The organism is Acinetobacter sp. YK3 (assembly GCF_001729365.1).
In the GTDB taxonomy this organism is placed as follows: domain Bacteria; phylum Pseudomonadota; class Gammaproteobacteria; order Pseudomonadales; family Moraxellaceae; genus Acinetobacter; species Acinetobacter vivianii.
In genome coordinates this window covers 1-17633 of the sequence record NZ_LZPJ01000024.1, presented here as the reverse complement: position 1 = coordinate 17633, position 17633 = coordinate 1, and the positions used below count along the sequence as shown (strand labels likewise).

20 protein-coding genes and 1 tRNA gene are annotated in these 17633 nt (G+C 39.0%); 12 read left to right on the top strand and 9 right to left on the bottom strand.

All coding sequences use genetic code 11. From position 1 onward, the window contains the following. Positions 1-287: 287 nt before the first annotated feature. From A9Z07_RS03095 to A9Z07_RS03075, 5 genes are all read right to left on the bottom strand, one after another. Positions 288-581 (bottom strand): hypothetical protein, encoded by a 294-nt coding sequence (locus A9Z07_RS03095; RefSeq protein ID WP_047432754.1) that lies wholly within the window; start codon positions 579-581, stop codon positions 288-290. 266 nt (positions 582-847) lie between these two features. Next, positions 848-1879 carry a fimbrial protein gene (locus A9Z07_RS03090; RefSeq protein ID WP_069576731.1) on the bottom strand — a complete coding sequence of 344 codons (1032 nt, stop codon included), beginning with the start codon at positions 1877-1879 and terminating at the stop codon, positions 848-850. Beyond that, a complete protein-coding gene (locus A9Z07_RS03085; protein WP_069576729.1) occupies positions 1876-4446 on the bottom strand; it encodes a fimbria/pilus outer membrane usher protein in 2571 nt (856 codons plus the stop codon). The genes A9Z07_RS03090 and A9Z07_RS03085 overlap by 4 nt, the downstream gene beginning before the upstream one ends. Positions 4447-4501: 55 nt before the next feature. Next, positions 4502-5236 (bottom strand): molecular chaperone, encoded by a 735-nt coding sequence (locus tag A9Z07_RS03080; RefSeq protein WP_004771786.1) that lies wholly within the window; start codon positions 5234-5236, stop codon positions 4502-4504. 81 nt (positions 5237-5317) lie between these two features. After that, on the bottom strand, positions 5318-5851 hold the full coding sequence (locus A9Z07_RS03075; protein ID WP_047432766.1) for a fimbrial protein: 534 nt from the start codon (positions 5849-5851) through the stop codon (positions 5318-5320). A 485-nt stretch (positions 5852-6336) separates the two neighbouring features. Between A9Z07_RS03075 and A9Z07_RS03070 the strand changes: the two genes are divergently transcribed. Next, complete coding sequence (locus A9Z07_RS03070; RefSeq protein WP_004771788.1) at positions 6337-6684, top strand: hypothetical protein; 348 nt, start codon at positions 6337-6339, stop codon at positions 6682-6684. 135 nt (positions 6685-6819) lie between these two features. Then, entirely contained in the window at positions 6820-7032 is a 213-nt protein-coding gene (locus tag A9Z07_RS03065; RefSeq protein ID WP_047432771.1) for a hypothetical protein, read from the top strand. 44 nt (positions 7033-7076) lie between these two features. Here A9Z07_RS03065 and bioB read toward each other — a convergent pair whose 3' ends face one another. Both bioB and queG read right to left on the bottom strand, forming a co-directional pair. Further along, positions 7077-8066: a biotin synthase BioB gene (bioB, locus tag A9Z07_RS03060; RefSeq protein ID WP_004771790.1), complete on the bottom strand. Its 990-nt coding sequence runs from the start codon at positions 8064-8066 to the stop codon at positions 7077-7079. Positions 8067-8145: 79 nt separating this feature from the next. Continuing rightward, on the bottom strand, positions 8146-9270 hold the full coding sequence (gene queG / locus A9Z07_RS03055) for a tRNA epoxyqueuosine(34) reductase QueG (protein ID WP_069576727.1): 1125 nt from the start codon (positions 9268-9270) through the stop codon (positions 8146-8148). Between the two features lie 23 nt (positions 9271-9293). Between queG and A9Z07_RS03050 the strand changes: the two genes are divergently transcribed. Further along, positions 9294-10787, top strand: coding sequence for a bifunctional ADP-dependent NAD(P)H-hydrate dehydratase/NAD(P)H-hydrate epimerase (locus tag A9Z07_RS03050; protein WP_069576725.1), 1494 nt, complete (start codon positions 9294-9296; stop codon positions 10785-10787). Here A9Z07_RS03050 and ruvC read toward each other — a convergent pair. Continuing rightward, entirely contained in the window at positions 10784-11329 is a 546-nt protein-coding gene (gene ruvC, locus A9Z07_RS03045; RefSeq protein ID WP_004771796.1) for a crossover junction endodeoxyribonuclease RuvC, read from the bottom strand. The two genes, A9Z07_RS03050 and ruvC, sit on opposite strands and share 4 nt — an antisense overlap. A 320-nt stretch (positions 11330-11649) precedes the next feature. Between ruvC and A9Z07_RS03040 the strand changes: the two genes are divergently transcribed. From A9Z07_RS03040 to A9Z07_RS03010, 8 genes are all read left to right on the top strand, one after another. Further along, positions 11650-11726, top strand: a tRNA-Met gene (locus A9Z07_RS03040). Positions 11727-11915: 189 nt separating this feature from the next. Beyond that, complete coding sequence (locus A9Z07_RS03035) at positions 11916-12149, top strand: hypothetical protein (RefSeq protein ID WP_004771797.1); 234 nt, start codon at positions 11916-11918, stop codon at positions 12147-12149. Positions 12150-12256: 107 nt separating this feature from the next. Beyond that, positions 12257-12466, top strand: a complete 210-nt coding sequence (locus tag A9Z07_RS03030; RefSeq protein ID WP_004771798.1) for a cold-shock protein — start codon at positions 12257-12259, stop codon at positions 12464-12466. A gap of 474 nt (positions 12467-12940) precedes the next feature. Next, complete coding sequence (locus tag A9Z07_RS03025) at positions 12941-13153, top strand: cold-shock protein (protein ID WP_004771800.1); 213 nt, start codon at positions 12941-12943, stop codon at positions 13151-13153. Between the two features lie 635 nt (positions 13154-13788). Next, positions 13789-15207 (top strand): NAD(P)/FAD-dependent oxidoreductase, encoded by a 1419-nt coding sequence (locus A9Z07_RS03020; protein WP_069576723.1) that lies wholly within the window; start codon positions 13789-13791, stop codon positions 15205-15207. Between the two features lie 174 nt (positions 15208-15381). Then, on the top strand, positions 15382-15543 hold the full coding sequence (locus tag A9Z07_RS17845; RefSeq protein ID WP_171258940.1) for a hypothetical protein: 162 nt from the start codon (positions 15382-15384) through the stop codon (positions 15541-15543). A 128-nt stretch (positions 15544-15671) separates the two neighbouring features. After that, entirely contained in the window at positions 15672-16106 is a 435-nt protein-coding gene (locus tag A9Z07_RS03015; RefSeq protein WP_004771803.1) for a DUF333 domain-containing protein, read from the top strand. A gap of 186 nt (positions 16107-16292) precedes the next feature. Continuing rightward, positions 16293-16865 (top strand): FxsA family protein, encoded by a 573-nt coding sequence (locus A9Z07_RS03010; protein WP_062847961.1) that lies wholly within the window; start codon positions 16293-16295, stop codon positions 16863-16865. Between the two features lie 49 nt (positions 16866-16914). On the opposite strand, the gene A9Z07_RS03005 is transcribed toward A9Z07_RS03010, so the two are convergent. Further along, positions 16915-17100, bottom strand: a complete 186-nt coding sequence (locus A9Z07_RS03005) for a hypothetical protein (RefSeq protein WP_069576721.1) — start codon at positions 17098-17100, stop codon at positions 16915-16917. 244 nt (positions 17101-17344) lie between these two features. Here A9Z07_RS03005 and A9Z07_RS03000 point away from each other — a divergent pair, with 244 nt between their 5' ends. Continuing rightward, positions 17345-17602, top strand: a complete 258-nt coding sequence (locus A9Z07_RS03000; protein ID WP_004771808.1) for a hypothetical protein — start codon at positions 17345-17347, stop codon at positions 17600-17602. The last annotated feature ends 31 nt before the right edge of the window (positions 17603-17633 follow it).

Below are 17633 nucleotides of genomic sequence, written 5' to 3'. Positions count from 1 at the left end.
TCTTCATTTCTCATCTGTGGATGTTGTAAGCTCATATTTACGGCATTTTTTTATGTTGGGATGAGATCCAAAGCTTAATGATTGTTTTATAAATTATATGAGTCAGTAATATGTTTTTTGAAGTAGATAGATATTTAAATACAAAGTAAATATATTGAGTCGGAATAAATTAGAATAAATACTCTTTAAAGCTAGTTTTTGATTTTGTATTTTGTGAATTTATTATATTTAATTAAATAAAGCGTGATTGGATTCACGCTTTATTTTGTATTTAAATGAGTTTCTTTTTAATAGTAACTTGCAATCACAACAGCACTATTCTGCTCAGGTAACTGTTCAATACTAATGCTTGTCAGATCATTCTCTTGCATTTGATTAGTTAAATCGTTCAGAGAGCTGGTTTGTACTTCAGCATTATTGCGTAAGGTATTCAATGGCTGACAGTCAATGTTGTAGTGTTGCTGAAAGCAAGTATCTTCTACGATTTTACCACTAATCTGGATTGTACCTGTGGCATAACTAACCGAGGCAAATGCCATTAATGATAAAACTAGGGCAGATTTATAAATGTTTTTATACATATTTAATACCTTTTATAAATGTATTAAGTATAAATTAACATAAAAAATATTGCAGAATCAATCGTAAAAGAAAATATATATAAAATTTTTATTTAAAACGTGATCTATTTAAAAGATATTATATAAAATGATAATTAATATAAATTTATTATTTTGTGCTATGCATCACTTATTATTTATTTAGTGTGATTTGTTTTTAAAATGAAAAATCCCTAAATCCTATATAAAAGATTTAGGGGGGAGGTGTGAAAGCGATTTTTTAAAGCTTAATCGTACTGAATTGTTACTGTTGCCATCGCACGAACAGTACCCGCAGTTACATTGGTGGCAGTTTGATAATAACGGGCAGTCAGCGGTATATTGAATTGTATGGTTTGATTGGAGTTAACCGAACCTACGTTTAATCTATCACCTTTTCCTATAATCTTTTTATCCGATAAAGGAGATTCATTCTTATATGAGGAAAGTAATTGTACTCCCACGCCACGTGCTTTAGTCGAGTTGGGTGCTGTATTCGCCATCACTTGATTGTTATTGCCATCTTGTTGATAGTCAAAACTCAAACTAATCTGATTTTTTTCTTCGTAGCCCGTTGGATTTTGTCCACCATTACATAAAATATTTAGATCAAAAGATTGTTCACCTTGAGTAGAGCCAACACCCGTAAAGCTGGCTTTAGTGACGGTTGGTAGCTGAACAACCTTATTAATATCTCCTTGAAGCTCGCAAGAGGAAGATGCGATAGTAATTGCATTGCCTAAAACTGTACTTGTAAGGAAAGGACGATTAGCATAACCCTGAACGTAATAACTACTATATTGGCCTGGCACTAAAGCACCCGAACCTGTTTGCGCAGCTATTTTAACAATTTCAACCACAAAATAGCCTGGAGCTAAATTGTATCTTGTTCCATATCTCAGTCCACCACGTGTATAAGGATAGTAACCAGAGAAATTACTTGCGTTTTCAGCTTCGCGGTACAAACGAATACCGATACCTGGAATATTGGTAGTATAGATGCTATTGCCTAATGGGCTTAGTGGGTAAGCTTGGTTAAGTTCTGCAATAAGTCGATCACTAGAGTCACAGCGATCTGCACGAGTACCTTTGTCTGTAATGGCAAAAGTTGCTTTACGTAAAATTTTACCTACTTCATCACTAGGACGAACTACAACTCGTCCAACTGACATTTGGACATCATTTGGACTGTAGTTGTATAAGCGACACGCCGCATTCGCCTCACCATATACACCAAGACTCGCTGTAAACAGAGCGCTGCTTAAAAGTAATTTTTTCATTTACATACGGCCTCGGTCATGATCATGCTTTGCTGATCGTTAGAAAGTTGTGCGGTGACATCATAGTTGAAGTGGCATTGCTCATTGGCTTCATTGCCCCATTTCACATACAAATTACCTTGTGGTTCCTGAGTACGTAAATAGACCATGCTGCCTTGTGCCACGATTCCAATCGCTTCATCTTGAGCATTGAATACTTGTGCTGCAAATGGCAGGTTTTCACCTGTTTCAGTTTTGGTGTCGATATAAATGGCATAACCTTTTTTAGTAGAGAAATCTACTTTGGCAATTGCACCTGCATAAGGCGCAATACGCTGACTGGTTTCCTCAAGCTCCACATTAGTCGACATATTTTGCGGATCTAAGGTAATGTCATTTAGGCGATAAGGTGTCACATACGGAATAACTGCATAACCAGACTGATTAATACTCAGACCCGCTGTATTATTTACTTTAGCGCCTGCTGCATCTGGTGCATAAACCAATACCATAGTTTGGCCTTGTTCTGGGCCGAACAGCACACCTTGATCATGCGCTACGATATTACCGCTGACACTGAGCATCGTTTGTTGATAGGTATCTGCAATGCTATAAGAACCGCCCACAGTTGCAAAGTTGGTTCGATAGCGTGCATTTACGTTAAGGCTTGGGTTATTTCGGTCTTCATGAGAAAACGATGAGCCATAACTCAAACGATCACCGACCATGCCACTCATACCAACAGTTCGGTTGGTTTGAGATTGGGTGGCATTGACGATAACAGAGTTCTTTCTAAAGTTAATCGGGAAAGAAAGCGTCATCAAATATTCAGTATCACGGGTCTGATTGTTACTGCCATATTCAATTTGACGATTGGTTGCAGAAAGCCCATAAGTTAACCCATGATAGCTATTGCTATAGCCGACCTGATATTGACGACTGGTTTCGTTACGGTTCCAGTAATCATTCCACGAACCCACTGCATAGATATTTCCCCAACCCTCAGGTAAACCTTGGTTTAAGGTAATCTGGAATTCGCTACGTTGTTTGCCAACGGCATAGGTATTGATCCCTTTATCTTCCAGATCACGTACCAGTAGGGCATCACGCAATTTATAAAAGTTTTCGGTCGAATAGCGGTAAGCGGCCAAGGTCAGGTTGGTATTGGTCGGTGAAATGAGTTTGCTATAACTTAGACGGAAACTCTGACCTGTTTGTGAACCTTGTTTCTCAAAGTCTGCTTCTGAATGAGTAACGTCAAACGATACCGCACCGATTGGAGTCGCAAAGGCTGAACCTAGTAATACAGCCGCATATTTTTCAGCTAACTGTGCACCCGCATAACCCGTAATATAGTTATTAATACCAATCTGATATTTACCTTGCGTGACCCACGGATCAAGATCAATTTCCTTGTCGCGGAACTGACCGGCTGTCAGAGAGTAACGGCTGAGCCCGGGACGTAACATTTGTACGACCGAAGCGTAGGGAACACCAAACTTCTGTACTTCACCATTTGATTCAATGACAGAGACTTCAAGCTCACCGCCAAATCCTGTTGGATAAAGATCATTAATCTCAAAATTACCTGGTGCAACTGTCGTTTGATAAATCAGTTGGCCTTGCTGACGAATTTCAACTTTGGCATTGGTTTTTGCATTACCACGGATACGGGGCGCATAACCCAGCATACTGTTTGGCAACATGCGATCATCACTGGAAAAATCCAGTCCACGATAGCCAAATGAATCAAATAGTTCACCATTGGTAAAGCTATCACCAGCCGTTAATACACCACGATATGCAGGGAAGGCTCTTTGTAAGTAAGTACTGGTTGCGTCATAAGTCGATTTTTTTTGTTTTTTTGAATCTAGCTGATTTTGTACGCCGTCTTGCCATTGCCACTGACCATTGTGACGCAATTGCCAACCCGCGATATTCATTCCCGCAGTGAGTGCCATGAAGGCATTGGTAGTTTCTTGATTATTGTCATTTAGACGGTTAAAGATTTTGTAGGCACTACCGCTATAGGATAAAAAGCCTGCATTCACACCACGATCCCAAATACTTGGATCAACATAGCCTTGCGCATTTTTCTGTAATGCAACTTGAGGAATGGAAATATCAATTCGCAAACGGGAGGTATCAAAATCGTAGTAGGCATCTTCGATCCATTCTTCGATTTTATGACAGGCATTTGGACTTACAGCGGAAATACGACTCGCAAGAACGTCCTGTTTCACGCCATATTCAAGTAATGAGTTTGCGGTAAAACAGGTAAATGCATTCTGATTTTGTTCTGTAGCACGAAACACGATACGGCGTTTGCCAAACCATTGACCGTTAATATAAACATCAATGTTATATTCCCCTGGTAAAACAGGATTGCCATATTTAAAGCGGGATATATCAATTTTTTGTGCATCACCAATCAGGAAGCTTGAGTCAAACTCTGCTTCCACAGCCGGCGCTTTTACTGAATCTTCCGCATGAACTAACATGGGAACCGTCATGGTCACTATCCCTGACGCAAGCGTATAGCAAATATGTCGCTTCAATAAGCGATATGATGTGTGCTTTTTTAACATAAGAGGTTCGCCTATTTCACATAGGTGCTTTAAATATTGAGCTTATATTTAAGGGTTACTGTAAGTTGATAGGCTGCTCGACGCGGCCACCATAATCATTAACATTTACAAAGCTCATTTTTGCGGTATTTGTTGTTTTTAGTTGCACTTGATCTTCAGAGAAAGGACTGAGCATGAGGCCCTGAGGTAAAAGATCAACGCGCTTGTTGCCGTCAAATTGATAGATTGCTGTCATTGTAATGTGGAATGGCGTTGGGTTTTTAATGACCAACTTTTGTCCAGATTTACGCCATTGCAGTTTTTCTGCAGCTGTATTCGCATCAGATTTAATACTGGCAGGGCGATAGAAAAATTTAATACGCGAACGAATTGCAAGCTGTAAAAAGTTATCTGGAATGGTTTCCTCACCTTTAGCAGTCGGTCTTGGTGGAATGTCCAGCACATTTAACCAGAGCACAGTTTCCTGTTTTTGATTCAGCTGCTTTGCATTCGGCAGTGCTGTAATACGCAATGACTGACTTTTGGCTGCTTCTACTCGAGAAATAGGCGGTGTAATCATAAAAGGTACTTTTGATTGATCTGGTGTACTTTTAGGATCGCCCTCGTCAATCCAGGCCTGAACGAGCGCTGGTTTGTTGCCATTGTTACTGAGCTGTAATGTTACTTCACGCGCATCTGAAGGATAGATTACACGTGTACCGTGTAGCACGATCTCTGCATGAGAAAGTGGTGTTACGATTGCAGAAGAAAGCGCTAAACCAAGCAAAAAATTACGACTGTTCAATGACATTTGAGTCTTCTCAATAAGGTTCATAGGAAAAGTGCGGTAAAAAGGTTTCTGTGCGAACACAGAAACCTAAGTATCAATAGATTATTGATAAATAATTGTATATTGAACTGAAGTTGTTACTTCACCAGCAGTAGAAGCGCCAGTTGCATAGTATTCTGCATAGTAGTTAAGGTCAGCAGCACCGCCTTCAACAACGTCAACCCATTGTGAGTTTGCTTGAGCGCCATTGCTACCAGCAGCAAGTACTGGAATTACTTGGTTGTTGCTACCTAAAAGTTGAACGTCAACATTTTTTGCGCCAGAAGCAGCTTGGTTTAATAAGCGACCTGTATTGAAGTCAACAGTTGCACCTGGTTCGAAGTAAGTTGCAACTTTACCTTCTGAACAGTTTGCCAAGTTGATTTGGAATGGTGTACGGCCAGCAACATCACCAGAGTTTGCAAGTGTTTGTTTAGAAACAGTAGGAAGAGCAACTGTAAAGTCTTTGCCAGCAGGAGTGATAATGTCACAAGTTTTATCTGTAACTAAACCATTGATTGTAATTGTACCGTCTGCAGCTTGAGCTTGAGCAATACCGACAACCGAAAGTGCAGCGATTAAAGCAAGTTTTTTCATAATAATTTCTCGAATACATCAGCTTAAAAATGGAATTACATTACTTTTCCCGATGGATTCTTCCCAGAAAAGTAATGCGACGAATATATCATTTTTATTAAAAACCGCAACTTACGTCACATTTTTGATTTTATTTTAAGCGAAATTTCCGATTTAAAATAAATTATTGATATATATTATATTTTATTGATTTGTATAGTGTTTAAACCAACTTTTTTAGTTGGTTTATTTAATTTTGCTTATGATTTATTGTTTTTTTCATTAATAAAAATGACCAAACTGTTTAACTTTTTTGAATAATAGGTATATGAGAAAGTGCGTATTTTTTAACAAATGGTAAAAAATAAATTAAGAAGTACTTAAGTATGATAACAGACTTTCTGGTTGTTAACAAAAACATCAAACTTTTTTTAAGAATTTTTTAAGATTGAAACCTTAGTTTTTTAGTCATGATTAGATGAAAAAAACACCGAAAGGAGCTTTCAATGAACATGCTTTATACCCACAAGCCTAACTACTATTTCTTTGCACATAAGTTTGTTTTATTCCTAGAAAGCCATTTGAAGAGTCACCCATTGGAAGAGCAAACTAGCTTTAATCTACAAACAATCTATGATTTGTTTAGCCATGACCGCGCTTCAAGTACAACAAATCTGGAAGGTATTTTAAATATTGCTGATGAATATGTGCTTGAAACAGATGAAGGGCAGCAGTCATTGATTCGTTCGTATCATGTCCATTTAGACAATCACGTACTAACACTGGAGTTTAATCCTAAAGCAGTTGCAAGCCTGAAATCAGGTCAGATGATTGTGAATCCAAAGGCTGCTTAAACTGAATCTTAAAACGACCAAGGCTTATTGAGACATTTAGCGAGAATTCATATCGCTAAATGTCTTTGACTTAGCTGATTTAAAGCTGTCTATTCGCTATGATAGTGTTATGTATTCAATGATTAGATTGGCTTAATGGGTAAGGATTTTAAATCAGAAACGTATACTGCTGATGAAAATATGGCAGATACAATGACATGGTTAATGCATCATCAAGACGTTTTCGATTCATTGCATTTTGATGTGCATACACAGGAACTTTCAGTTTCACATGCAGCAGGCGTGGATATTATTCGAGTTGGAATGTATCTAACTGCCAAGTATGGCATTCTGGTGACATCAATCTAATTTTTCATCTAAAAAAGCCTTGTCAGATGACAAGGCTTTTTCATTTATGCACTCATGGCATCGACCGAAAGTTCTGCAACGGTCGGTTTTGGTTTTTCTGCGGTTAAACCTAATTTAGCAAATAAGATCTGATCTTTGCCTTCGCCAGCATTTGGTGTGGTTAATAATTTGTCACCAGAGAATAGCGAGTTTGCACCAGCCATAAATGCAAGCGCCTGATCAGAATCACTGAGTGACTCACGACCTGCCGAAAGGCGAATATAACTATGTGGCATGATGATACGTGCAACAGCAATGGTACGAATCCATTCGGTTACATCCAGCTTTTCGACATCAGCAAGTGGTGTACCTTCAATAGGAACCAGCATGTTGATTGGCACTGATTCAGGATGTACAGGCATGGTTGCCAGTTCATGTAATAAGCCAATACGGTCATTACGACTTTCACCCAAACCGACGATACCGCCACTACATACTTTCATCCCTGCTTGACGAACGTGATCTAAGGTATCCAGACGATCATCAAAAGTACGGGTGCTAATAATATGAGAATAGTATTCGCGAGAAGTATCCAGATTGTGGTTGTAATAATCGAGGCCAGCATCTTTTAAACGCTCGGCTTGCGACTGATTCAACATACCTAAAGTCATACAGGTTTCAAGACCTAATGCTTTCACTTCACGCACCATTTCCAGCACGTAAGGCATATCACGTTCATGCGGATTACGCCAAGCAGCGCCCATGCAGAAACGAGAAGAGCCAGACTCTTTGGCTGACTGTGCTTCACGAATGACTTTATCAACAGCGATACGTTTTTCAGCTTCTAATTTTGAATCGTAATGCGCCGATTGCGAACAATATTTACAATCTTCAGGACATTTACCCGTTTTAATTGAAAGAAGGGTACTGACCTGAATCGAATTTGCTTGGAAATGTTGACGGTGTACGCTTTGCGCTTTAAATACTAAGTCTAAAAAAGGTTGATCATATAGAGCTTGGATTTCATCACGAGTCCAGTCATTACGTAAGGTCATTGTTATATCCATGATGATTGATGACAAACATTGAGACTAATCATACAGAAATCGTGCCAAAGCCAAAGGGCAAAAAACATCATTTTTCTATTTGGAGTACATCGACCTGTTGCAATTGCTGCTGAATTGCCCAGTCAATATGTACATTGACAATCTCGTCGTGCCACATTTTTGCATCTTGCAAGTGCGTGACAATTTCAGCTGAGTATGGAGCATTTCCCAGACCGATTGCAATATTACGTTTGAAGGATTGATATCCTGTACGGCGGATCGGGCTGCCCTCAGTATTGGCAAGAAAAGTAGCTTCATCCCAATGCCAGATATCGAGCAGGCTGATATTATCCAGACCATGTCTCGGATCAAAATCTGGAATAGATGCAGTTTTGGCAAAGCTATTCCACGGGCAAATCAGTTGACAGTCATCACAACCGAAAATACGGTTACCAATTCCTGCACGTAATTCTTCCGGAATAATTCCTTTATATTCAATGGTGAGGTAAGCGATACATTTTCTGGCATCGAGCATGTAGGGTTCTACAATCGCTTGGGTCGGACAAATGTCGATACAGGCAGTACATGAGCCACAATGTGCAGTCGCTGGTTCATCAAAAGGCAGTTCCAGTGAGGTAAATAGTTCACCTAAAACAAAGAAAGAACCTGACTTTTTATGAATCAATAAAGTATGTTTGCCTGTCCATCCCATTCCTGCACTTTCAGCAAGCGATTTTTCAAAAATAGGCGCAGAGTCAGCAAACGGACGTGATTCAAAATCACCGACTTTTTCCCTGATCCGCGTGGCTAAAGTTTTCAGTCGTCCACGCATGACTTTATGGTAATCACGTCCGCGAGCATAACGCGCAATAATGGCTGAATTTGGTTCAAAAGGGATATAACGGGGCTTTGGTGATGCCACAAGATAGTTCATACGCACACAAATAATGCTTTTTGTACCTGGCACGAGCAGGGTCGGATCTGCACGCTTTTCCAGATTTTCCTCTAAATAGTGCATGTCTGCATGGTAACCACGTTCTAAATATTCTTTAAAACGAGGCATTTGATCTTGAGCATCTGGTTTGGCAATGACACAATCAGAAAAACCCAAATCCAAAGCTTGTTGTTTAATCCAAGCCTTAAGTGCTTGTGGATCGAGCTGCTGTAGTTCAATCTTTTGAGATTGTGTCGGAGATGAAGAGGTTGAAGCCATAAACCAAGAATGAGGGAGAGAACATGCAAGGTGTAGTTTACCATAGCCAGAGTATCCAAGTATGGGAACAGCGTTGGTTTGCTCAGCAAAATTCATCATTAGGGCTTATGCAGCAAGCAGCCTGGGCAATCTCTCAGCAGTTAATTGTACAATTTAAGTCAAAGAAAACTCAAAAGATTGCAGTTTGGTGCGGACAAGGCAATAACGCTGGAGACGGTTACTATATTGCTGCCTATTTGAAGCAGCAGGGAGTAAAAGTGACGATCTTTGCGGCTGAACTTGGTCAATCTGCAGATTTAAAACAAGCAGCAGCTTATGCACAAAAGCAGCAAGTTGATATTCAAAGCGTAGATTATGTATTGTCTGAAAATGCTGTCCATCAAGAAATCCCGACCTTTGACTGTCATATTGATGCCTTATTTGGAATTGGCTTGAATCGGGAGCTCGACCAACATTGGCAAAATATCATTCAGCTCGTCAATGTACAAACGGGCTTAAAAATCTCTATCGATATTCCTAGCGGTTTGCAGGCCGATACAGGACAAGCGTTACCCGTTGCTGTACAAGCGGATCAGACTTTTACAATTTTGGGTTATAAGGCTGGGCTATTTACAGGTCAAGGCAAACAATATGTCGGAAAATTACATCTTCTTCGTCTCATTCCAACAGATACAGAATTAAAATCGCTCGCTTATTTATCTCCAGAGAAAGTTATCTTGCCAAAGCGACAAGCTTTTGGACATAAAGGCAGCTATGGACATGTGCTGGTTGTGGGAGGGCATGCGGATATGGGCGGCGCCGTCATCATGTCTGCTGAGGCGGCTTTTCATGCTGGGGCGGGTAAAGTCAGCATTGTTTGTCATGCAAAACATCATCAGGCTATTTTGGCGCGTTCGCCCAATATTATGGTGCGCGACATCAATAGCTTGGATCAAGAAGAGATTAAGCAGTTACTTAAACATGTTGATGCTGTATGTTTTGGTATGGGCTTAGGGCGGGATCAATGGGCTGAACATATTTATCAGCAATGGTTTGAACTACTGAATCAAAATTCACACTTAGAAGTGGTGCTGGATGCAGATGGACTCTGGTTTTTGGTAAAATATCCGCAACAATTAAATAATCATGTATATGCAACACCGCATTCAGGTGAGGCGGCGACCTTACTCGATTGTAGCGCAAAAGAAATTGAACAAGACCGAATTGCAGCAATTCAGCAACTGCAAAAAAAGTACGCCGGACAATGGGTGCTTAAAGGCGCAGGCAGTCTCATTTTAGAGAAAGAATTATTTATCTGTACCCAAGGCAATGCTGGCATGGGCACAGGTGGAATGGGGGATGTACTGGCAGGCATGATTGCCAGTTTAAAAGCGCAGTTTCATCAGCAAATTGCTTTGCACGAGATCGTGACCTTACATGCGCAGGCAGGTGATTTGCTGGCTGAAAATGGTATGCGAGGTTTACAGGCGCATGACATGGGAAAAATGATTTATCAGGTGGTGAATCAGAACGATTAACGGCGTCTGGTGCTGGCACGGCTACGGCCTCGTGCCATGCCACCTAATGCATTGAGTACAGCCATTTTACTCATACTCCCAGAAGCATGCGCATGGCAAATGGCTGCGGCAAGAGCATCGGCTGCATCTGATTGTGGTTTGATACTCAGATTCAACAAACGCATCACCATCATTTGGACTTGCTCTTTATCTGCTGCACCGTAACCGACCACAGACTGTTTAATTTGTCGTGCGGTATATTCAGCCACTTGTAAATCTAGATTAACCAGAGCGGCAATTGCAGCACCGCGTGCCTGACCGAGTTTCAATGCCGAATCGGGGTTTTGTGCCATAAAGACTTGTTCTACAGCCGCTTCAGTCGGGCCATGAAATTTAACAATCCGTTCAACCCCTGCAAAGATACGTTTTAAACGCTCTGGCATTTCCTGAGTTTCGGTACGAATGGTTCCTGCATCGACAAAACGTAGTTTATTGCCATCTTTTTCGATAATTCCATAACCTGTTAAGCGTGAACCAGGATCAATACCAATAATTAATGACATGTCGAACTATAAAAATGAAAGATTGTTGATATTGTTACATAGCGGGCTTTTCGATGCATAATATTTTTGTAGGATTTTGAATTATAAGAAAATAGCAGATTTATTAAGCAAGCTCACTTTTACCTGTTCAATATTTTTAAATTTTGGCTCATTTTTATAGATCAATCATTTAAGTAAATTGCGATGGTATTTTGAACGATTTGTGTTTAATTTGAGCATTAGGCCGTAAATTACGTGATTTTTATAAAAAAAATTTGCATTGTGGGGGAGATGGGCGTATAAAGCATCTCATTGATCGAAGATGTTGATCAATATGTTGTTGCGGGATGGAGCAGTCTGGTAGCTCGTCGGGCTCATAACCCGAAGGTCGTTGGTTCAAATCCAGCTCCCGCTACCACTTTTAAAGTTAATCGAATATTAGCTCTGTGATTATTGAGTTGTTGTTATCTGAAAGATTAGACAGCAATTAAGTTAGCTGAAATAACCCTAAAGAAAGCTAAAAATTATTAGATTCTAGAATTGTAGTTTACCTCTCTCCATATATCTAGCGTTATAGTAAATCCAAATCGATCACTTGAGCTCAGGAATGAGTGATTTTGTGTTGAAAATTATTAATGAATGGCGTGTAGCCAAAGCCAGTAATGGCAATGAAATTTGTGTGCAAATTATCCCGATGAAACGTCAACAGAATACGTTGAATGGTTTCAAATGGGTAGAAGTTGGAAAGAAGATCCAGCTAGAATCAGGTCAGGAAATTGACTTTAATCTAGATGGCAAAAGTTTCTATACTGATGTTAATCAGCTTTATCGATTAATATAGATAGTTTACGCACTTGAAGTATCTATTTGTTAAAGATAGATTGAGTTAGATCAATATTAAAAATTTGATTTAACTCATAAATGAACAAAGTTTAAAGGTTTAAAAGTATGTCTGATACAGTTACCGGTACTGTTAAGTGGTTTAACGAAACTAAAGGTTTTGGTTTCATTCAAGCTGATTCTGGTGAAGATGTTTTTGCACACTTCAGCGAAATCCAAAGCAAAGGTTTTAAAGTATTACAAGAAGGCCAACGCGTTTCTTTCGTACTTGGTCAAGGTAAGAAAGGACCACAAGCAACCCTTATCACTGTTATCTAATTTTTAGACCAGTAAAAAGAAAGCTCACCTCATGTGGGCTTTTTTTGTGGCAAAAGGATTTTAGTGAACGGTTTAACATATAGATCACCTAGTGGTTACTCTTGTAATTAACCTAAAAGCCTGTGAAATAATATGTTAAAAATTTATATCATTATCTGAGGTGATGATTTTTAAATTGAAACTGAATAATAATTAATTGAAAAATATTGGAAAAATCATAAGAGTAGCAAGAGGTAGTTGGTGTACCGATCGTCAAATAAGGACATCTGTATACGATCAAGAAATATTCATTGCGCCTAAAAAGTAAACTCGTGTATAGTAAATTACAACTAGAAGAATAACGCTGTTGATTCAGTAAATCTTGCATTTCATAGTTTAGATAAACCTTCCGTTTTATCAGATCTAATCTCAGAGTTTATGATTCCAAGTTACTTGCTGCTAAGCATCCCCAAATTTATTAAATAGGTTAAATATATGTCTAATACTGTGACTGGTACAGTGAAATGGTTCAACGAAACTAAAGGTTTTGGCTTCATTCATGCTGATTCTGGACAGGACGTTTTTGCTCACTTCAGTGAAATCCAAAGCAACGGGTTTAAAGTTCTCCATGAAGGCCAACGCGTAACATTTACAATTACTGATGGCAAAAAAGGACCACAGGCAACGGGTATTACCGTTGTTCCTTAGAACTAAGAAATAAATGAAAAAAGCTCACCTTAGTGGGCTTTTTTTGTATCGCTGCTTTTGCATTTCTTTAAATTAAATATTTAATTATTTTGAGTGAAGCGACTATTTTTGTCATAAATCAACTTTTTTGTGCAAAATTTGTGCTAGCCAGATCTACGACTTTTTGCTAATTTTATTTTGTTAATTTGTTAGGCAAATTAATAAGTGCAGTACATTTAATGAGCGGTAGAGTTATGGAAAACTTGGAGTCATATGCTCAAGGGTTTGAGCATGAAGTTCATGTACATTGTAAAAGATCTTTAGGCACGTTGTTATTTAGTTTTGTGGTATTACTTGCAACCAGCCTATAGAGAGAAAAGCACCTTCGGGTGCTTTTTTAATGTCCAGACAAGCTGACTTGCTTAGTTTTTCTCAGCTATTTTGTCAGCCATATTTTTTATAATTTTTTCTTATGCTTCATTTCACGCCGAATAGCTAACCAGCGATAAAATTTAAGGTTTTAACGATTCACCTAAAATTATACTTATTCAATACCTATCAATATTATTGAAAGATTCTGGTTTTATTAATCATTATTTTGCGGCTAAGCTTGTCTCATTATTTAGTAAGAAAATTTATTTTTAGGTGAATTCCAAATGTCTAACGGTATAAAAAAACCAGCCCATTTAGATGATGTTGTCTTTAAAGAAAGTAAGGCATATCAAAATTCGAATGAGTGGAGTTGGGTGAATCCTAAGCATGGGAAATTTGAGCATCCAGCCAATTATTATGAAAGCGCTTTGGAAGATTGGCATACCTTTGATGCACTTGATTCTGATCAGGTGTGTGATGTCGTGGTCATTGGCGGTGGGTTACTGGGCGCTTCCGCGGCTTTGCATTTATCTGAACAGGGTGTAGATACGATTCTGGTTGAGAAAAATCGCATTGGTTCTTCTGCCTCAGGTCGAAATGGTGGACAGCTCACACCTGGGCTTGCACGTTGGGAAGCAGAGGAAATGATTAAGCGTTTTAGTTATGAAGATGCTAAAAAGCTTTGGCATTTCACCTCTACCGAAGCGATGTCTTTAATTGACCAGATCAGTGAAAAATATGATGTTGAATTGGCACGTAAGCGTGGGCACATTACCGCTGCTGTGCATGAAGGACATCTCATCGCACTGACGCAAGGCGCAGATGCGAGAAAGTATTTAGGTGAAAACAATACCAAGGTTATGGGCGAATATGAGCTTAAGGGATTAATTAAATCTGACCTTTATAAAGGTGGACTGGTTGATGATTTAGGTGGTCATATTCATCCATTGGCTTTAAATCGTGCTTTGGTACATGGCTTTTGTAAAAACGGTGGTCAAGTTTTTGAGCAGACAGAGGTATTGTCTATTTCTGAACAGGCGGATGGTATCTGTGTCAAAACCAAGACAGGCACCATTAAAGCTCGTAAAAGTGTCGTTATTGCCGTGCATCACAATGCTTTTAAATTGCTGCCTGAAAAGAAGCAGACAGCGATTCCATTCCATACCTACATTGCGGTAACCGCACCTTTGGAAGTTCCTTTAACTGAATTATTGCCACAGGATCATCCTGTCTATGATACGCAGCTGCAGATTGACTATTATCGTGGCGTGTCGAAAAACCGTTTATTGTTCGGTGGGCAAGGAACTGGTACAAGTTGGAGTGTAGGTCGTATCAACCAATATTTGCTCGGTCGGGCAAATAAAGTATTTCCACAGTTAAAAAATGTGGAAATGGATTTCTGTTGGAGCGGGGTAAGTGATCTGACTATGAACGGCGCAACGGATAACCGAAAATTTGGAGAAAAATATCCAATATATGCGGTACACGGCTGGAGTGGTCATGGTGTGGCACAAACGGTTCGTATCGGAAAGGCGATTGCAGATGATTTTTCTGGTTTAAATACAGATTATGCAATGTTAACCAAGATCCAGCACAGTGATATTTTATTTGGACGTCTGCTGGCACCACTTGCGATTCCAATGTCAAAAGGTTGGTACGGCGTTACAGGTATGCTGAATCCTGGAAAAATGGTCTCTTTCTAAATATCGATCTATCTTGTCCCTAAAAAGTGTCTCTTATGTAGAGGCACTTTTATATTGGGGGGAGGCAAGCAATAGATCATGGCTGTATAAAAATCTGTTGATGAATCTGGCTATATTTTATTCTTTAGCAAAATGGACTGAGTGTGCTAGGCTTAATAAAAAAGAGATCAGCTCATGGATATCATACAAGTCAAAGATTTTCCCGCACTCACTGGCTATACAGAAGCAATTCTGGCAATGGATGAGTGGATTAACACGCGACCTTATTTTTATATTATCAAAGAGCATTATTTAGTGGATCAGGCGATCCGATTAGAATACGTCATTATTCAATAGTCATGAGTTAAGTATTGAATACATTTGGATCATATAAATAGAAAAATCGTCTCTTGTTTCAAATCATTGACATAAAAAGTTAAGTTATTTTGTTATCTTTGCTTTTTCACTTTATCAGAATTCAAACTATGAAAAAGATCTTACTTTTAGGTGTGGTTCTTACTTCACTTGCAGCGTGTTCAGCAACACCAAATAAAGACACAACACCACCAAAAATTGGTATGCCTAACCCAGCAAGTAAATACTGTGTAGACCAAGGTGGACAATTGGAAATCCGTAATGAAGCCAATGGTCAGGTCGGTTATTGTAAATTACCAAATGGTCAAGTGGTTGAAGAATGGGAACTTTTCCGCGCAAGTCAACCTAAATGTATCGCTGATGAAGCTGCTAAGTTGGTTGGACAATCTGGCTTAACAGAAGCGCAAATCAAGCAAAAAACCAAATCTGAAATTGTACGTAGTGTAGGTCCAAATCAGCCAGTGACCATGGACTATCGTGAGAATCGTGTGACTGTAACGATCGATCCTCAGTCTAAGAAGATTACTCAAGCAACTTGTGGCTAATCTTTAAAAAATATCTAAGCTCCCAATTAGATTTGATTTAGTTGGGAGTTTTTTTATACAAGCTATTCTATAAGACTTGATAAATTTTAAAATGTACCCATCATTAAGGGTATTGAGTTTATTTTATTTGTTGTGTCAGGATTGATTGTTCAATATTGCACAAGGTTTTAATTTTAGAGATTTGACATGAATCTACTTCTTATCGTGGTATTTGGCACAATTGCCGAGGTTTTAGTCTGGATTGGCGTGGGTGACCTCGTTGGAAGTATGTGGTATGTCTTTTTCTGGTTCATTATCGCATTCTTTATTGGTTTAAACCTGTTGCGTTCAAGTGCTTCAACGATTATGCCGCAATTACAGCAAATGCAGATGACAGGTCAGTTGGGTGGAGATCCAGCTGTAACTAAGAAGCTGGCGCTTGCGATGGCAGGTTTCTTACTGATGATTCCTGGTCTAATTTCGGATGTGTTGGCGGTATTGGTGTTGATTCCATCTGTTCAAACGGCGTTTCGCAATGCCTTGATGAAAACCATGGCAAAACGTCAGCAAGCCATGATGGATAAGATGATGGGCGGTATGGGCAACATGGGTGGTGGTGCTGGAGGGCAGAACCCGTTTGCTGATCTGATGCGCCAGATGCAAGATATGCAAAATCAACAACAAGGTGGTGGTCAGTATCGTGACTCAACCATTATTGATGGTGAAGCACGTGAAGTAAAACCTGATCAGAAGAAAATCGAATTTAAAGATGTGAATTGATTAGATTCATAATTTGCAAAAAAAGCACACCTTATTGAGTGTGCTTTTTTTATGTTTGATCTTTTTGAGTGGAATGATCGGGGTGTGATTCGGGATTCGTATAAGTCTCTGTTTCTTTAGGTTGTGGTTGATATTGGCTGGGTTGCAGGGTAGTAATTTCATTTTCTGACTGTTTGTACTTGCGACTACGGTTGGCGCGTTCGCGAAATCCACCTTTATTAATCAATTGGGCCATCATCTATTCCACAATTTGCAAAACGTTATTTTAACAAATAACATGAAAGATCAAAATAATATTAAGAACTTAATGATTTTCTTAAACTTAAGATTCTAATCAAATTGTCATAAAAATTTGTTAATTTGAATGCATAGGTCAGAAAACGTGATTGAATTATGGTTTTTTTTCTCATAGGATAAAAGTGTGACATATGAGTATTTGTTGTAAAAAGAAAATAAAAAAATAAAGAGAGGAGGTGTTAATGATGTTATATCAATATCATTGTGCATGTTGTGACAAGGTCGTCGCATCAACAGATAAAGAGTGCCCGTATTGCGGTTCTCAGCATATTCGCAGCCCTTATGGCTTGTGGATGTTTTGTGTTGCTGCCTGCCTAGCAGTGGTGGTGGTCATTAAACTTGCACATTTATATAGTCAGCATCATCAAGAAGATCAACCAGTTCAAAGCAATTCGCTGCTGGAGATGTTCAAACAGGATAATACCAATTCGAATAAATAATGATTGGGGTTATAAAAAAGCTCGCAATTGC

Bases quoted from the DNA above. Each gene is read 5' to 3' on its own strand.
- A9Z07_RS03095 (WP_047432754.1), bottom strand. From the start codon at position 581: ATGTATAAAAACATTTATAAATCTGCCCTAGTTTTATCATTAATGGCA.
- A9Z07_RS03090 (WP_069576731.1), bottom strand. From the start codon at position 1,879: ATGAAAAAATTACTTTTAAGCAGCGCTCTGTTTACAGCGAGTCTTGGT.
- A9Z07_RS03085 (WP_069576729.1), bottom strand. From the start codon at position 4,446: ATGTTAAAAAAGCACACATCATATCGCTTATTGAAGCGACATATTTGC.
- A9Z07_RS03080 (WP_004771786.1), bottom strand. From the start codon at position 5,236: ATGTCATTGAACAGTCGTAATTTTTTGCTTGGTTTAGCGCTTTCTTCT.
- A9Z07_RS03075 (WP_047432766.1), bottom strand. From the start codon at position 5,851: ATGAAAAAACTTGCTTTAATCGCTGCACTTTCGGTTGTCGGTATTGCT.
- A9Z07_RS03070 (WP_004771788.1), top strand. From the start codon at position 6,337: ATGAACATGCTTTATACCCACAAGCCTAACTACTATTTCTTTGCACAT.
- A9Z07_RS03065 (WP_047432771.1), top strand. From the start codon at position 6,820: ATGGGTAAGGATTTTAAATCAGAAACGTATACTGCTGATGAAAATATG.
- bioB (WP_004771790.1), bottom strand. From the start codon at position 8,066: ATGACCTTACGTAATGACTGGACTCGTGATGAAATCCAAGCTCTATAT.
- queG (WP_069576727.1), bottom strand. From the start codon at position 9,270: ATGGCTTCAACCTCTTCATCTCCGACACAATCTCAAAAGATTGAACTA.
- A9Z07_RS03050 (WP_069576725.1), top strand. From the start codon at position 9,294: ATGCAAGGTGTAGTTTACCATAGCCAGAGTATCCAAGTATGGGAACAG.
- ruvC (WP_004771796.1), bottom strand. From the start codon at position 11,329: ATGTCATTAATTATTGGTATTGATCCTGGTTCACGCTTAACAGGTTAT.
- A9Z07_RS03035 (WP_004771797.1), top strand. From the start codon at position 11,916: ATGAGTGATTTTGTGTTGAAAATTATTAATGAATGGCGTGTAGCCAAA.
- A9Z07_RS03030 (WP_004771798.1), top strand. From the start codon at position 12,257: ATGTCTGATACAGTTACCGGTACTGTTAAGTGGTTTAACGAAACTAAA.
- A9Z07_RS03025 (WP_004771800.1), top strand. From the start codon at position 12,941: ATGTCTAATACTGTGACTGGTACAGTGAAATGGTTCAACGAAACTAAA.
- A9Z07_RS03020 (WP_069576723.1), top strand. From the start codon at position 13,789: ATGTCTAACGGTATAAAAAAACCAGCCCATTTAGATGATGTTGTCTTT.
- A9Z07_RS17845 (WP_171258940.1), top strand. From the start codon at position 15,382: ATGGATATCATACAAGTCAAAGATTTTCCCGCACTCACTGGCTATACA.
- A9Z07_RS03015 (WP_004771803.1), top strand. From the start codon at position 15,672: ATGAAAAAGATCTTACTTTTAGGTGTGGTTCTTACTTCACTTGCAGCG.
- A9Z07_RS03010 (WP_062847961.1), top strand. From the start codon at position 16,293: ATGAATCTACTTCTTATCGTGGTATTTGGCACAATTGCCGAGGTTTTA.
- A9Z07_RS03005 (WP_069576721.1), bottom strand. From the start codon at position 17,100: ATGGCCCAATTGATTAATAAAGGTGGATTTCGCGAACGCGCCAACCGT.
- A9Z07_RS03000 (WP_004771808.1), top strand. From the start codon at position 17,345: ATGATGTTATATCAATATCATTGTGCATGTTGTGACAAGGTCGTCGCA.